Source organism: Lysobacter auxotrophicus (assembly GCF_027924565.1).
In the GTDB taxonomy this organism is placed as follows: Bacteria; Pseudomonadota; Gammaproteobacteria; order Xanthomonadales; family Xanthomonadaceae; genus Lysobacter_J; species Lysobacter_J auxotrophicus.
Genome location: NZ_AP027041.1, coordinates 2068292 through 2084127, shown reverse-complemented (window position 1 = coordinate 2084127; position 15836 = coordinate 2068292). Strand labels below are relative to the sequence as shown.

The window sequence follows — 15836 nt, the reverse complement described above, 5'->3', positions numbered from 1 at the left end:
CTTTATGAGACGAGCTATCCAAATCTTATTCCGGGTCGCGGTGACCACCTTTGGCATCGTGGCGCTTTGCTTCGGCATCTACGCAATGATCACCGAGCCGGGCGTCTGGAGACGCTTATGGGCAGACCTGATCGAGAGGCCGTCGGCTGCGATGTCGTTCCGATTCATTCTGCAACCGGTCATGGCCACAATTGCGGCCTGGAAAGACGGGGCGAAGGACGCGGCGACCGGTCGCTCCCCTTACTTCTGGACGGTCCTAACTGATCCGACTCGCCGTCGTGATCGACTAGCAGAGGGGATTCACGCAACAAGCAAGGTTCTCGCCATGGGTTTAGCCATGGACTTGGCCTACCAGGCATTCGTGCTGCACCACTTCTACCCCGTGGAAGCCATCATCGTAGCCTTCTTGCTTGCGTTTCTGCCCTACTTGCTCCTGCGAGGTCCGTTCGCGCGCGTAATGCGGGCACGCAAGTGACAGCCTTTAAGGAGCGGTCGCTCAGAAGGTGAATGCGTGTCCCACCTGTGGACCGTGCAACGTTAGGTCCAGTGCGGAGTCGCGCATCAGAAGCTCCACATCCAGGTAGCAGTAACCGAAGACCCAAAAGCCGGGACCGGCGTGGTACTGCACGTTCGCGCTCGCGCTCGAGCTGCCATCGGTGGCGCCTGTCGGGCCATCGCCGCGAAGCGTCAGGGCCCAGCGGTCGGAGAGCTTGATCGTGCTTGGCAGCAGATCGTTGAGCGGATGGAAGCGCGCCTTGGTGCTCACGTCGAAGTAGCGAAGCCCCCCGACAGGTCCGCCCCCTCGAAGCGCTCCTCGCCCAGCGGCAGCACTGCCGCCAGTTCGACGATGCCGGCGTCGAGGTCGCCTTCGGGGGCTGAGGACGCGGTCGAGAAGCTCCGTTCCGAAATGACCCATGCGACATGTGTGATGACCTTTGGCCAGCTGGCCGCATCGATTGCGCATGAGGTCAAACGTGGGCCTGTCGGTAAGCAAGACGATCGTAGACCGCCACGGGGGCAAGCTCTGGGCGCGCGACAACGATGGGCCGGGTTCACCTTTCGCCTTCTGGATTCCTTGCACGCCTACTTCCGACAAACCAGCCATCGACGCAGAGCATCAGGCAGAGAAGTGAGGGCAGTCGGTGCCGCAAGTTGGCCCGCCCCACCCCCGATAACCTCGCCTAATCGCTCGCGCTTTCCACAACGAGGATGAGCCCGCACCGCCCTAGCGCCGATAAGACCGCTCCTCGCCATTGGCCAGACTGAGGTCCAAACGATACCGGAACTCCTACAAGGCCTTGGGCGCTAACCGAGTCACACTGGGCAGTCTTACTTCGGCCTCACCTTGAACGGCACTCCCCTTTTGCGACAAGCCTTCATTGCAGACATCGAACCCGGTGGCACCCCTAGGGAGAAGATTGATTCCAACTGCTCGCGTAGATGCGGGTGGATTCGTGCGTGGATACGCTCCTCTGATAACCCGATACTGGTTGCCTCGGACGAAGTATGCTGCGGCAGCCGTCCGAGTCTGCTCCAGTCACGCCACTCTTCGCCGCAAAGTCTCTGCCGATCCGACGCTCCAAGGTATTTTGTGCATCGGGTAACGTCACGGCCCTCAGGGCGAGAAAGAATCCAACATCTTCGCACATCGCGCCGCGCCGGCGGCGCCCACCCCAGTGCCCGCGCGATTGCCTGTGTACGCAATTCCGAGCACGCGTCGCTCGGCAGTGGCGTGTTTGTCCAAACGGAGATTACGGCCTCCGCACAGACGCTTACCATGTAGCGATAGCTTCCAAGCATGGTGAGAAATCGGTGGGGGACCCCATTCATTGGTGGCTGCCCAAACTGGCGACAGAGCGAACCAACGATGTCCCAGTAAAGCGGGTAGAAGCTTGCCCAATCGTATCCGGCGGGCGCCCAGCCGCCTGACAGTGAGCAATCCAATGCTGCCTCTAGATGGATGGCGCGGCGATCGCTGAAGATGTTGAAGCCGAAGTAACTGGCCGCGTGTTTGGACCAGTTCGAGTGGCTTTCCCTGATGCCCACCGGCCCGGTTGGATCGGATCTAGTGAATAGGATCTCGCGAAGCCGAGGCACACGGCTGTTGCCAGGATCGTACAAACCACCATGTTCGGGGCACGATGTTCGCCACGCAGTTATCCATGAAGCCCGCCAATAGGCGGGCCGCCCTTCACTGAAGTCCTGCGTCCAGCATTCAGGGCAATACATCGTGCGGGACCCCGGCGGTATCGGCTCAACGCGAGGTGGCAAGGCCGCGATTCGCAGATCGTGCTCATGTCGAGCCAACTCAGGTGAAACGATGAGCCTGCCAAAATCTGGATCCGGGCCCTCGACCTTGGCAACGATCCCGTTGCGCCTGCACCATGTGCTCAGGCGTTCGCCTGGCATCATTTCTCCTACCAAGGGCCCGAGACCCTCCGGCACGTCGAGATGTATACGTCCGAATCGCGTCATCCCGCCACCAGCGCTCTATTTAGCCGCCAAGATGGCCATCGCCGATCAAACCAGTATTTGCCACATCTGGGTACGTCAACGGGCCACTCTCGTCCACGTAGCAAAGCGAGCCAACATCGGTTCGCCATCACCACGGCCGTCAACCTCTCAGCCGGAGACAGGTCGCCCAACCGCCCAGGCCTGTGCATCGGCCACCTTCGTCGATACTCCGGCAACGATGGACAACCGGGGGGAAGACTCCATGTGTGATACGCCGCTTCGCAAGGTGCCGTCATAACCTGCCAGTTCCTAGCAAATAGCATGACCAAGTCGTGGCGAATCAGTTCACCTGACGGCGAGATCTCTCCGCGAATCCAGCCATCCAGCCAACTAAGCAGACCTTTGAGGCTTCCATCGATTGTCGCTCCGCCATGATCGCCATAGCTCAGCCATACACTGTGCGCAGGGCAGACGAATCGCCGCGCATCAAAGAAGCTGATGAGCTGAGGCAGACTCGCCCCCGGAGCCTGCTCTGAACAGACTCTGCAGTGCATCGTCCGCAGTGTGGGGACAGTGCGCCACCGAAAGGGCACTCCAGCAATATCCCCCACACCAGCGGGAAAGCCAGACCACCGCGAGCCGTTCCAAAAGCGACCTCGTTCTGGCTCTATTTGTTCATCACCAACAACGCATTGCCAGATCTTGGGATTCAAGCCGCACACGGTGCGGGCACGCCTGAGCCAGCTAGTGGGTGCTTCGTCGCGAATTGGCCGCGGCCAAGCCGGAAGAGAATCCAATAGATTCATGCGTCTCCTCCGGTTGTCACGCTCCCGCTAAGCGGGAGAAGGCGATCTTCTGGCTGCCTTAATGGCATCAACATGACGACTTCGCCCCTCAACGAGGCCTCCGCCAGGTGGAAAAGGCGATTCAATCGCGTCTTCAATGAGGTCCAAAGTAAGATTAGGAAGATCTTCCTGAAAGGCTATGCGACACGCATCTCTTATAGGATCGAGTATTCCAGAAGTGGAGTTTCTTTCCCTTCTCAAGAAGCACCGAACGATAGCTGGACTCGAAAGCTTCGACGGATTCGGTAGAGGCAGCTGCAGCTCGACGGCATCGAGGAATGATCGGAGCCCCTCGGATTCCTGCCAATGTCGCAGCGTAGTCATATGGAATCTGTCCTTTAGCTGTTCGTCTGCTGCCAGCACGAGGCGGAGTCGGTCAGTCGTGGCGATCCCAACAGTGATACCTCTGTTGGTGACGCCCTTGATGAGCGCGAGGATCTTCTGCTGGGATAGGCGCGAGCCGTTGAGGATGTTTCCCATTTCGTCAAGTAGGAGTTGGCGAACACTCGCCGCTAGCAAGAGCTCGATCACATCTTCGGTAGAGTAGGAGCCGTTCTCATTCAAGCCGGGCATACAGGCCGTTGCGATGCGGCTTCGCATATGCCTAAGATCACCGTCTTCTGGCGCCTCGGCCAGCGCGACTTCGCGCTTCAACACACCAAATTGATCACGAACTGGTTCAAACTGACTCGCGTAGTGCGAAAGAAGTCGACTCTTTCCCGTCCCTGGCGGCGCCACCACATGCTGGTTACGCGGGCGATCAACGCCGTAGGCGTGGCGCCTGAGGTAGCTCAACCATTGCAAGGCCGCAACGCCCTCGGTCGTAGGAATATAGGCTTGCGTACTGACAAACGCGGACCGCTCTGAGACGCTCCCCAGTAGCATTGCCCTTGCGGGCGCAGTCAATTGCATTGCCCAAGTCATTTGACCAATACCAGTGAGGGGTCGAGTCTGGCGGCCGGCTTGGAGTAGTTTACTTTAGGCTGAGACGGAGGCTGCGCATCCGGCCGTGACGCGCGATTTCGTCGGGCGGCGCGAGACGTGCAAGCCGCCTCATCTTCGAGAGCCCTCTTGGCCATCACTGCATTCGCCACTTCATTTTGATGGTGCTCACGCTCAGGCGGCAGCTCCGTCCTCTTCTCTTTCCTCGCCTGCTTCAACTCCCTATACGAAAATGGCGGGATTGATCTATCTAAAAGTGGAATTTCCGAGTAGTCGCCATCGTGGTACAGCCAGATTCTCGAGAGGTCGTCCTGGCGGTAGTGCACTCTGAACTTTTCCGGCTTGTTGATAAGTGGCGTGAGAGCAGGGTCCCAGAAGAACAGCTTAAAGAGCGCAATTCCTTCTCGGCTAACTACTCGATATTTGAACGGAAGAAAGCCGAGCAGAAAGTCCCTTCTGTCCCCCATGATCGCGGGCAACTTGACACGCCCCTCCGCGTCGCGAAAGAAACTGGTCCAGACGCTCGCTGGCCTCTGATCGTCAAGCCCTCTGTGCTTGGCATTGAAGTATCGCTGAGCAATCTCGATCGCGAGCCACTTCTTCAGCTCGGACATGGTCATCTCGGCGCGGCCCTGCGAGTCGTACCCCTTTCGTTGAACAGTATTCGAGAAGGTCGTTCCGCGGAGAAGGTGGACTTTCCCCATCAGCGTCCCGATGTACCTCTCAATGTACGCGCCCCAATGAGGCTTCTTTACGGGCCTAACTATTGTCGCAATGCCGCGCCGTTCGCATTGGATTGAGATCCCCTTCGCTTGGAAGCTCCACGCATTGTCCCAGTGGAATTGTTCTGGCTTTCCGTAAACTGGGTAGTCAAACTCCAGTCCTAGCGACTGCAGAAATTCCCGCTTCGGGAAGCACGCGTGCTCGATGCACATCCCGACGGAAGTTTGATTTGGGACATCGAGCGACAGGTACCATCCCACTATCACTCGTGAGAAGACATCGATCGCGAGCGTGATCCATGGCCTTCCGATCTCCTGTCGCGTGTCCTCACTAACAACAATGACATCGACTATTGCATGGTCAATCTGCACGACCTCAAGTGGTCGACTTACATTCAATCCGGCGACGGAAGGCTTCTGCAAAGCTTCTGCGAGCTCGTTACCTTTTCGTCGTACCAACGCGTACATGGGATCCTTGCTTGCAATTCTCAGCTGAACTGCGCGACGCGTAGGCGATGGCAAATGCTCCTTTCGGCAGGCAGCGTCGATGGCTTCACAGAAGTCGCTTACGCGCGGACTCTCCCGCTGTAAGTAGACGGCCTCGTACGCCTCGTCGATGATCTTTTCGACCAGAGGGCTTAAGCGGCGACTGCCGATTGGCGGACCACGCTGTGCGTCTATCTGACCTTCAGGGGTTGGATCTGCTCTGAACCGCGCGTAGCGACGATCGACCGTCCGTAGAGACACACCAAACTCGCGGGCGATTTCCGCCTTCTTAGCGTCGGAGCCTGTCGCCATTGACAGCCGCTTTAGCGCATCGGTCCAGGCGACTGCCAAGTTCTCCTTTTCAGGATCTGCATCTGATGCGCAGCGAATGGTCCGCTTGGAGATATTCGCTACAAAAGGCTCTAGATCGTCCACCCCGACCCAGCTAGCGCCGACCGTCCCCAACGCTTCTACCTGGATCCGATCTGGCGCGCAGATCTCGACGATCCGCACAGCGCGACCGTCCCATACCGCGAGCTCTCCCACCCGCGGAACCAGTTCCCCGTGCGGGGATCGACCGCTAAGAGCTGCCCTCATAACTAAGGCCCCTCGTCGCCAACTGGATTATCAGTCCGGGGGCGTATTGCCCCGATGAAAAGGTGGAGATCAGAGGCCCAGTGCGCGGCTTTGGACGCAAGTTTCTGTCGTCAACCCACCTATGGGCCAAGTTTGTGTCGTTGCCAGCACCAAAACCGCCCTTGCAGCAAACGCTGATGCATAACCCATTGTTCTGTAACGGGTTTCGTACAGGCAATTTCCGGAAAAAACGACAGGATGTCTGACGCCCTGTTGCGGCTTTTCCCTACATCAGGCCAGCGTTGCTGGGCCGATATCGCGAGCATCCCCCTTGCACAGGAAGTGCCCGCATGAACCTCGACTTCGAGGACGAATGGGCGAGATGGCGGCTGCCAGGCCGCCATCTCGTTTCTGATGACGGTCAAAGTGGTGATCATCGATCTTGCGGAGTACAGGCATAAGGGCGTCGCCGCTTCTTGACATAGACATGGTGGCCGCGAATCCTCGCGGTCGCACGCATGTTCGGGCCTCAACGCTTATGCCATTCCCGATAAGGCACGCCAGAGTTCACAACTCCCGAAGTCAGCGAGCGCTTGCTAAGAAATTGCACCAGCGCTTGCATCGAGAGGTTCTGATGTTCGGATGGGCCCAGCAAAACTTCTGAAAAAAGCGGTCGCTCTTTGAGCAATTTGAGCTTAATAAAGGGCGACAGCATCGATGCACCTTCGCGGTAGCAAATGGGCGCTAGAACGTAATTGTCGTAATACGGTGAGATTAGGCGCCACTCACGCTCTTCTGAGAATGCAGGATCCTTCAGAATGCAGAGCGCCCGCAGAACTTCGCCTCGAAACTCCTCTAAAAAACCTGTGTACCTGGTGGGCTGAGGCAACGTTCGTAGATGATCGACGCGTTGGTAGAACGTCTCAAGCATCTTCTTGACAAGAGCATCTGCTAGATGCTCTTGCTTCTTGGGCGCGTAAAGACACTCAGCAAGAGAGCAGTCGTTTTCATTTGCGATATTCCGGATCGTTCGAGGTGAGAAGCCAAGGCTCACGCCTTTGCCATGCGGTGTATAGGCGCGCCATTGACTAAGCTGGCTGCGATGCACCGAGAACGAAAATATGAAGACGTTGTACTGCTGCTTCTCGAAAGTAATCAGCCAGTCCATGAAGGCAAGCAAAAACTCCTTTACCGTGGGCTCTGTGGCAAGCCCCTGCTCGATCAAGCTCATCACTATTCGTTGGAGCATGTAGGCAGCGTGCTTCACCTCTCGCGAATCATTGAGATAGTAGGCATGACTTGCGAAAAGGCACTCGTTTTCAGCAATGCCCAGGAGAGACCCAATTCCTGTGTAGTGATACAGGTTGCTTGGAGGCTCCTTGCTAAAGAACTCATCAACCGTTTTCACCGGCAAGCCTCCCGCACATTGGCATCGAGTTGCTGCAGTAACTCATACGTGCGCCGCATACCAACAGCCTCCAGCGTGCTCTCGCGCGCAGCCTTAGCAGCCTCACAGCGCGTCGGGCTCTTAGCGCCTTCGCGGTGGACGTAGTGCCCTGAGCCACTACGCGCACGGGTTGTACCGGCAAGGCTTGAGAGATAGCGAGAGTCCGCCTCACCCTTTTTACGCTGGTGATACCGGCGCCAAAGTTCATCATTCGTCGGCGGTGGCTCAGGCTTCGCTTCCCACGTTCGGGCCTGCGCGTAGCCAGCGGGACACGGGCCGCTGTAGTAATGCACCGCCCCGCCCTTCCCGATGCACTTATTAACGATCTGTGCCGAAGCGCTGCCGCACATCAACGCGGCAACCAGCAGAATTCCCTGTCGCATCGCTCCATCCGTCCCCCTCTGGACTGAGACGAGCGTATCAAAAATGCGGCTATCAGGAGGCGGGCTCGATGCACCTGGCACCGAGATCGCCATAACCGCTCACCTGCGCGCTGAGCGGTGCAGATGCCAAGCACCGTAGGTTGTCGCCGGCAGGACAATCGCGAGCGCGATGTAGCACTACGGATCTTCTTTCACGGCGGACGGCAATGAACGCTGTTAGCTAACAAATGCGACAACGGTTCTTCTCGATGACCTGGCACGTGCCCTACTCGTTCACGCATTCGCAGCCATCGTTGCCCATCGTCCGAACCCAACCAAACGAAGAAGGCACCGCAAGCGGTGCCTTCTGGTTCTACGCGATGGCAGAGGAGACGCGTTATCGGCCGTCGCCGTCCGCGTCACCGGGCAACGCGCGCTCCACGCCGTGCCATGCGTCGCGCGTGGCGTGCTTGGCCTTGTCCCAGCCCAGTCGCGAATTGCCTTTCACCTTGTCCCAACCCTGGCCCAGTTCGCTCTCCAGGCCTTCGTCCCACTGGCGGTCGGCATAGCGGCCGCGCGCCTGGGTGCCGTAGCGGTAAGCCGGGCGGTAATCGTCGAACTGCGCATCCGCATCGCGGTAGTCGACCTTATCAAACGCGTCCGCGTAGTAGCGGTCGCTGGCGGCATACGCCTTGTAGGTGCGATCGCTGCGATCCCACGCATCGCGCACCGCGTTTCGCGCATGATCCCACTCGAGCTTGGACTCGCCGCGCGCCTCGCCCCAGCCGGCACCCAGATCGCGATCGAGCTGATCGTCCCACGAACGGTCCGGCAGGTTGGCGCGCGAATCGACGCCGTAGCGGTAGGCCGGCGCGTAATCGTTGTCGTAGTCGAAGGCTGCGTCGTGGTAGGGACGCGAGGAGTGCGTTTCGCGCCAGTACTCGGCTTCGCCGGTGGGGTCGATGCGTTCGGCCACGCCCTTGCCCGCCGCGGCGCCGATCAACGTGCCGATGCCACCGCCGATCAACATGCCGAGCGGACCGCCGATGGCGCCGATCATCGCGCCTGCTGCCGCGCCGCCGACGCCACCGACGCCGACGCCGACGGGATGCGAGCCGGGGGCGCCGCTGATCGGATCACGGTTGAGGTCGCGATTCTCGCGCTTGTCGTTTTCGTTCACGTTGCAGCTCCTGATGCTGTGAGTGAGGGGCAAATCAAGCCTGCTTGTGCAGGTTTGGCCACCGTGCTCGACGCGACGTGAATCGCGCGTCGTCATCACTGCTGACGCTGCAGCGCTCGCTTTTTTGCTAGTGCGCCGTGAATTTTTAGTGGAGCAGCGTTTCGGTCAGCCCAGCAAATCCTTCGGAAGTTCCTTGAGCACACGTCGGAACGTTGCAGGATCGCCCAGGCCTCGCGAGACGATCAATGCACCCTGGATTCGCACGACCGCGTCTTCGGCGCGCCGTTGTGCCTCGCGTGCCGGGATGCCTTTCTCCCGCGCGAGCAGCGTGAGTCCGTTGATCAGCTGGTGGAATGCCGCGCTCAATCTGTCGTGGAAGAGAACCACGGCATCGCCGACCACGAAGTTGCCGAACAGGCAGGCCTCGGTGCCTCCGCCGTAGTAGTCGTCGAGCGCGGCGATCACCTGGCTCAAACGGCGCTCCGGCGTTCCACTGGAACCCAGCGGCGCCAGCACCGATTCCTGCACCCACTGATCGACCCGGTCGAGGACGGCGCGGGCCATGTCCTCCTTCCCCCCGGGGAAGTAGTGATAAAGGCTCGAGCGGCCCAGTCCCGTGGCGCTGGACAGCTGGCCGAGCGATGCCGCGTCGTATCCGAAGCGACGGAACGCACCTAACAGACGGTCGACGACCGCTTCCCGGCTGAGCAACGGAGCGGGCATTGCGCTCTCCACTGAATCGATTGGTCCAATGCTACCTGAGGGGTTCGGAAGGTCAAATCTTCCAACTCCAGCGGAACACTGCGTTTCTCCTGCCCGCTCCCACCGTGCTCACGGCCAGCGTATTGTACCGATCGTTCGATACAGAACGCCACGTTGGAGCTCTCCCATGTCATTGCTACGCGTCGCGGTGCTTGCCCTCGCACTGGCCACCGCCGTCCCGTCGATTTCCCATGCGGGCGAAGAACCCGCCCGCACCACGTCGAGCGCGACATACCCGGTTCACCATCGTCGTATCCAGGTCGAGGGAGTCGACTTGTTCTATCGCGAGGCCGGCCCCCGCGACGCCCCTACCCTGCTGCTGCTCCATGGCTTCCCGACGTCCAGCCAGATGTACCGCGACCTGATCCCGCTGCTTGCCGACCGGTTCCATGTGATCGCGCCGGACTATCCGGGTTTCGGGCAGAGCGCCGCCCCGTCGCCGTCGGAATTCGAATACAGCTTCGACAACTTCGCGAAGCTGATGGACCGCTTCACCAAGCAGCTTGGACTGGAGCGGTATGCGCTCTACGTCATGGACTACGGCGCGCCCGTCGGGTTCCGCCTGGCCAGCGCGCATCCCGAGCGCGTCGATGCACTCATCGTGCAGAACGGCAACGCCTATATCGAAGGTATCGGTGCGTTCTGGGATCCGATCAAGGCGCTGTGGAAGGACAACAGCGAAGCCAACCGCGACGTGATCCGCAAGGCTGCGCTCACGCTGGAAGGCACGCGCTGGCAGTACCTCGACGGCGTGCCCGATCCGACGCTGGTCAGCCCGGACGCCTACATGCTCGATCAGGCCTACCTGGATCGGCCGGGCAATAACGACATCCAGTTGGCGATGATCTACGACTACCGGAACAACCTGCCGAAGTATCCGCAATGGCAGGCCTATTTCCGCAAGCACCGGCCCCCGACGCTGGTGGTCTGGGGCAAGAACGACAAGATCTTCCTGGCCGCGGGTGCGCAGCCGTATCGCCGCGACAACCCCAACGCGCAAGTGCACCTCCTCGACACGGGGCACTTCGCGCTGGAGACCCATGCCCCGCAGATCGCCACGCTGATCCGCGAATTCCTGGAACGCCGTTGAGTCCGTTCGCGGCACGACAACCGTGCCGCGGACCTTTCGAGGAGACACCGATGACCCGCCCTCCCCTTCCGCCGTTCACGCCCGAAACCGCGCGACTCAAGGTACGGGCCGCCGAGGACGCCTGGAACACGCGCGATCCGCACCGTGTCGCGCTGGCCTACAGCGAGGATAGTGCGTGGCGCAACCGCGACCGGTTCCTTACCGGACGTGCCGCCATAGTCGACTTCCTCACCCGCAAATGGGCAACGGAGCACGAGTACCGGCTCATCAAGGAACTCTGGGCGTTCACCGACAACCGCATCGCCGTGCGCTTCGCCTACGAATGGCACGACGACGACGCACAGTGGTTTCGCGCGCATGGCAACGAGAACTGGTTGTTCGATTCACAGGGATTGATGGTCGAGCGTCACGCATCCATCAACGACGTGCGGATCGCAGCGAACGAGCGGAAGTTCCTGTGGGACCGCGATGGGGCGCGTCCTGCCGGGCATCCAGGTCTGAGCGACATCGGCCTGTAAGCGGCCAGATCGCTGCTGGCTACGCACGAGGCCGCTTGTTGTCGATGAACGCTGTCGACCAGCGTCGCTCACACACCCGCTCCGCGCGACCGCGGTGCAAGCAGATCGTGCAACGCCTCGACGCCCGCATCACGCCGTCTCGGGCGTTGGGTCGAGGCGGTTTGCGGGCCGGACGACACGCCCTGCTGCTACCGCGGCGCGAATGCGGGAAAGCAGCTCCGGCAGCCGGAACGGTTTGGCGATCAGGTCGAATTCCAGCGCGTCCGGGCCAAGCTCGCGCCCGGTGAATCCGCTCATCAGGAGGATGCGCGTCTGCGGGAACCGGTCGCGCACCCGCTGCGCCAGCGCGATCCCGTCCAGTTCGCCGGGCATGACGACGTCGCTGAGCAGCAGGTCGAACGCGGCGCCGCTTTCCAGCATGGCAAGCGCCTGCGCCGCGTCGTTCGCCGCGGTGACCTCGAAGCCTTCGAAGCGGAGCATCTCGCGCACGATGAGTGCCAGGTCCTCGCGATCGTCCACCAGCAGCACGTTGATGCTGCGCTGCGCGGGCTGCGGCTCGTCGGCGATTTCGACCGCTTCCGGCTCCGGACTGACTGCCGGCAGCAGGAGCGTCACGCGCGTGCCCTTGCCGGGCTGGCTGTCGAGCGTCAGCGTTCCGCCCGACTGCCGCGCGAACCCGTACGCGGTGGACAGCCCCAGGCCGACGCCACGCGTGCCCTTGGTGCTGAAGAACGGGTCGAGCGCGCGCTCCAGCGTGGCCGCGTCCATGCCGCGGCCGGTGTCGATCAGTTCGATGGTGAAGTACGCGCCGGCTTCGATGCGGAACGCCTGCGCCTGTTCGCCCTCGACATCGCACCGGCCCGTGCGGATGAGCAGCCTGCGCTCGGCCCGGTCGACCATCGCTTCCCTGGCATTGATCGCGATGTTGACCAGGCAGGTTTCGGCCAGCACGCGGTCGATGCAGCAGCTTCCGACGGTCGCTTCCAGGTCGAACTCGACCTGCACCGCCTCGCCCAGTGCGCGTCGCAGGATCTCGCGCAGCGAGTCGACGACCTCATTCACCTTCGCCACGGCGGTGGCGCCGGTCTTTCCACGCGCGAAGGTCTGCAACTGGCTGGTGAGTGCTTCCACGCGCGCGATCGCCGCGCGACCGTTGTCGATGGGCGTGGTCATCGGCAGCGCATCCTCGCCGCTTAGACCGGCATGGACTTCGAGCACGTCCAGCGTCGAGGTCATCACCTGCAGCAGGTTGTTGAACTCGTGCGCGATGCCGCCGGTGAGCACGCCCAGCGCCTCCAGGCGACGCACCTGCTGGAGCCGCTCCTCCAGGTGCCTGCGCTGCGTGACGTCGCGCTGGTAGCCCAGCAGGTATTCGGGACGACCGTCCGTGCCGAGGATCGGATGCACGTGCAGCTGGTTCCAGAACGCGCTGCCGTCCTTGCGGTAGTTCAGCAGTTCGATCACGACCGTCCTGCCCTGCCCGATCGCGTCGCGCAGTTCGGCGACGGATTCCGGCGCCGTGTCCGCGCCCTGCAGGAACCGGCAGTTGCGCCCCATGACCTCGTCCAGCCCGTAGCCTGTGAGATCCGCGAACGCCTGGTTTGCGTACAGGATCGGCTGGTCGCCCGAGACGGACGTGACGATGATGCCGATGCGGCTCTGCTCGACGATCTGCGTGAGCAAGCCGCGATCCGAAGTGACCGATTCCATCATGACTGGCTGCGTGCGTGGTGCCGACTGCGCTCCCCCTGGCGGCGCAGTTTCATCATGGGACGTGAATTCCGCGCGACGACGCGGGCGCGGTGCCGCCGCGCCGGTCGAGGGAGTCGTCCCGGCGCGGCAGCCGACCCGCAGGGATCGGGCCGGACGCCTCCGTGTGGCGTCACGGACACCATCGGCCGCTCGAGGCGTTCGATCCAGCGAAGTACCGGCATCCCGGCCTGCGTAGTTCTACTGAGGGCGCGTCAGTGCTGCGACGCAGGCGCGCGATGGCGGCGGTGGGTTTCCATCATCGCGACCTGGACGGGAGCACGGACCATGCGATACCTCGCCCTGCTGGCTGCACTGTCGATGCCGGCGATCGCCTTTCTCACGATGCGCGGCGCGTTCGGCCCCGACACGGGCGACGTGTCGGATCGTTACCCCACGTTGCTGGCTGCAGCGGGCTACGCGTTCTCGATCTGGGGACTGATCTTCCTGCTCGACGTGGCATACGGCGGTTGGCAGGTCGCGCGCAGGTCGCGACCGCGCCGCGATCCCGTGCTGCCGATGTCGACCGCGGGCTTCGTGCTGACCGCGGCGTGGATGCCGGTGTTCTCGATGGGCTGGTTCGTCGCCGCGTGGGCGATCATCTTCGCGGCGCTCGGGTGCCTGCTGTACTGCGCCATCGCGACGTCGCAATCGCGCCGCGCGTGGCCGGGGCAGATGGTGTTCGCGTGGCTGCCGCTGTCGCTGCACGCCGGGTGGCTGTCGCTGGCGGCGTTCCTCAACACGGCGCAGGTGATCGTCGCGCACGGCTGGCTGTCGACCGCCGTGCAGCTTCCGTGGAGCCTCGCGTTGCTGGGCGGCGCGGGGGCGCTGCTGATGCTGGCGAACATGGCGATGCGCGGCAACCTCGCGTACGTGGCGGCCGCGGTCTGGGGATTGGTGGCGGTATACGTGAAACAGTCGGCCTCGACGATGGACGGAGCGAACGTCACCGCCACCTGCGCGCTTGTGCTCGCGTCGGCGCTGGCCGCGCAGTACGCATGGCTGCGCTGGACCCGCGACGCGCCGGGGATCGGCGAGACGGCATGAGCATCTCGCGCGCCGGTGGTCGAGCGTCAGGCGTCGTCGCGCTGCGCGGCCTGCGAACCGACGCCGGCCACGCGCGCGATCACGCGCGTGCCGCCGTGCAGGCCGCTGACGAGGCGAAGCTCGCCGCCGATTTCGCGCGCGCGTTCGCGCATGCTCAGCAGGCCGAGCCCGCTCGGCGCATCGTGCCGTTGATCGTCCAGGCCGATGCCGTCGTCGCCGATTTCCAGCTGCACGTCGGCGCCCACGCGTTCCAGTCGCACCGTCACCTCGCTGGCGCGGGCGTGTTTCTCGACGTTGCGCAGCGATTCCTGCGCGATGCGGTACAGCGCGGTGGCGACCTCGAGCGGAAGCTCGGGCAGCTCGTCCAGTTCCGCATGCACGCGCAGGCTGCCGGGCTGCGCCTCGCACAACGAGCGCAACGCCATCGTCAGGCCGGTGTAGCGCAGCAGGCTGGGATGCAGCTCATGCGAGAGCCGGCGCACGTCCTCGGAAACATCGGTCACCGCGGACTGCAGTTCGCCCAGCAGCTCGCGTTCCGCGCCCTGCGCGTGCTGGCGCGCGATGCTCAGCCGGATCGCGATGGACGCGATGGACTGGTTGATGCCGTCGTGCAGATCGCGCGCGATGCGGCTGCGTTCGTCCTCCTGCGCGCGCATCAGCTGCACGGTCATCGTCTGCAGGCGCTGGTGGGCGTGCTGCAACGCCTGCGTGCGCGTGGCGCGCTGCTCGACGACCACGGTCATGTACAGCAACGCGACGGTGAGCGAGACCGTCCACAACTGCACCGCAATGGTCGTCGTGGCGAGGTCGTCGCGGATGAACGGCCCGACGCCGGCGACGCTGAAATGCATCGCGAGCAGGCCGACGGCCAGCATCGCGAGCGACGCGCCGACCGCGCGGAAGCTCACCATCGCCCAGACCAGGAACGGCACCGGCGCGACCACCAGCGCGGGCTGAAGGCGCTGCATCGGCAGGTGCCAGGTCCACAGCAGGCAGAGGATGACCAGCAGCCCCGCGCCGACGGCGATGCTCGTGCCGTTGGTTTCCAGCGGCACCGGGTTGCGCCGGCGCATCGCCGTCCACACCACGGCCGGCACCAGCATCAGGTTGCCCAGGCTCTGCGCGAGCGTGACGTTGGGCCAGTCGGACAGATACGGCTCCAGCACCGTGCCGCGGATCGCGATGGCAATCCACGCGGCGCTGAGCATCGGCAACGCCAGGCCGCCGAGCACCACGAACGCGGTGAGCAGGCGGAAGTCCTCCAGCGGCGATTGCAGCCGGCTGCGCAGCGACTCCAGCGCGATCGCCACCATCGGCGTGAGCAGCAGCGATCCCAGCATCGCGAAGGTGACGGCCAGCGGCGGTACGCCGAGCACGCCGAACGCCGCCGCCTCGCCCACGGCCGTGCCGAGCAGGCACGCCCACCAGTGACGGCGCGGCTGCAGCAGCAGCGCGCCGAGCAGCACGGCGCCGGGGAACCACACCATGTGACTGCGCGGGTTGGGCATCCACAGCAGCATCGAGGCCCACTGCGAGCACGCGACCGAGGCCGCGACGAGGCCGGCAACAGCGAGCGGATGGCCGGTCGCGCGTTGCGTGTTCATGGTGACCTCCTGCCACTGCGCTGCCCGTCGGGGGTGGAGTACCCTCGCCACG

General features: G+C 62.7%; 12 protein-coding genes. 4 read left to right on the top strand and 8 right to left on the bottom strand.

From position 1 onward, the window contains the following. Window positions 1-40 precede the first annotated feature (40 nt). Window positions 41-475: a hypothetical protein gene (locus LA521A_RS09260; RefSeq protein ID WP_281778626.1), complete on the top strand. Its 435-nt coding sequence runs from the start codon at window positions 41-43 to the stop codon at window positions 473-475. A gap of 21 nt (window positions 476-496) precedes the next feature. Here the strand turns inward: LA521A_RS09260 and LA521A_RS09255 are convergent, their stop codons facing one another. The 6 genes from LA521A_RS09255 to LA521A_RS09230 form a co-directional block, all read right to left on the bottom strand. Further along, window positions 497-766: a hypothetical protein gene (locus LA521A_RS09255; RefSeq protein ID WP_281778625.1), complete on the bottom strand. Its 270-nt coding sequence runs from the start codon at window positions 764-766 to the stop codon at window positions 497-499. A gap of 2521 nt (window positions 767-3287) precedes the next feature. After that, window positions 3288-4211, bottom strand: coding sequence for a TniB family NTP-binding protein (locus LA521A_RS09250; RefSeq protein WP_281778624.1), 924 nt, complete (start codon window positions 4209-4211; stop codon window positions 3288-3290). An 8-nt stretch (window positions 4212-4219) separates the two neighbouring features. Continuing rightward, window positions 4220-5995 carry a TnsB C-terminal domain-containing protein gene (locus LA521A_RS09245; protein ID WP_281778623.1) on the bottom strand — a complete coding sequence of 592 codons (1776 nt, stop codon included), beginning with the start codon at window positions 5993-5995 and terminating at the stop codon, window positions 4220-4222. A gap of 559 nt (window positions 5996-6554) precedes the next feature. Next, a complete protein-coding gene (locus LA521A_RS09240) occupies window positions 6555-7433 on the bottom strand; it encodes a DUF2971 domain-containing protein (protein ID WP_281781995.1) in 879 nt (292 codons plus the stop codon). A 798-nt stretch (window positions 7434-8231) separates the two neighbouring features. Next, complete coding sequence (locus tag LA521A_RS09235) at window positions 8232-9014, bottom strand: hypothetical protein (protein ID WP_281781994.1); 783 nt, start codon at window positions 9012-9014, stop codon at window positions 8232-8234. A 165-nt stretch (window positions 9015-9179) separates the two neighbouring features. Then, entirely contained in the window at window positions 9180-9737 is a 558-nt protein-coding gene (locus LA521A_RS09230; RefSeq protein ID WP_281781993.1) for a TetR/AcrR family transcriptional regulator, read from the bottom strand. Between the two features lie 166 nt (window positions 9738-9903). Here LA521A_RS09230 and LA521A_RS09225 point away from each other — a divergent pair, with 166 nt between their 5' ends. Continuing rightward, complete coding sequence (locus LA521A_RS09225) at window positions 9904-10866, top strand: alpha/beta fold hydrolase (protein ID WP_281781992.1); 963 nt, start codon at window positions 9904-9906, stop codon at window positions 10864-10866. Window positions 10867-10916: 50 nt separating this feature from the next. Continuing rightward, window positions 10917-11384, top strand: coding sequence for a nuclear transport factor 2 family protein (locus LA521A_RS09220; protein WP_281781991.1), 468 nt, complete (start codon window positions 10917-10919; stop codon window positions 11382-11384). A 129-nt stretch (window positions 11385-11513) separates the two neighbouring features. Here the strand turns inward: LA521A_RS09220 and LA521A_RS09215 are convergent, their stop codons facing one another. Then, on the bottom strand, window positions 11514-13067 hold the full coding sequence (locus LA521A_RS09215; RefSeq protein ID WP_281781990.1) for a PAS domain-containing protein: 1554 nt from the start codon (window positions 13065-13067) through the stop codon (window positions 11514-11516). Window positions 13068-13421: 354 nt separating this feature from the next. On the opposite strand from LA521A_RS09215, the gene LA521A_RS09210 reads away from it, so the two are divergent. After that, window positions 13422-14180, top strand: coding sequence for a TspO-related membrane protein (locus LA521A_RS09210; RefSeq protein ID WP_281781989.1), 759 nt, complete (start codon window positions 13422-13424; stop codon window positions 14178-14180). 26 nt (window positions 14181-14206) lie between these two features. Here LA521A_RS09210 and LA521A_RS09205 read toward each other — a convergent pair whose 3' ends face one another. Further along, entirely contained in the window at window positions 14207-15784 is a 1578-nt protein-coding gene (locus LA521A_RS09205) for a sensor histidine kinase (protein ID WP_281781988.1), read from the bottom strand. Between the last annotated feature and the right edge of the window lie 52 nt (window positions 15785-15836).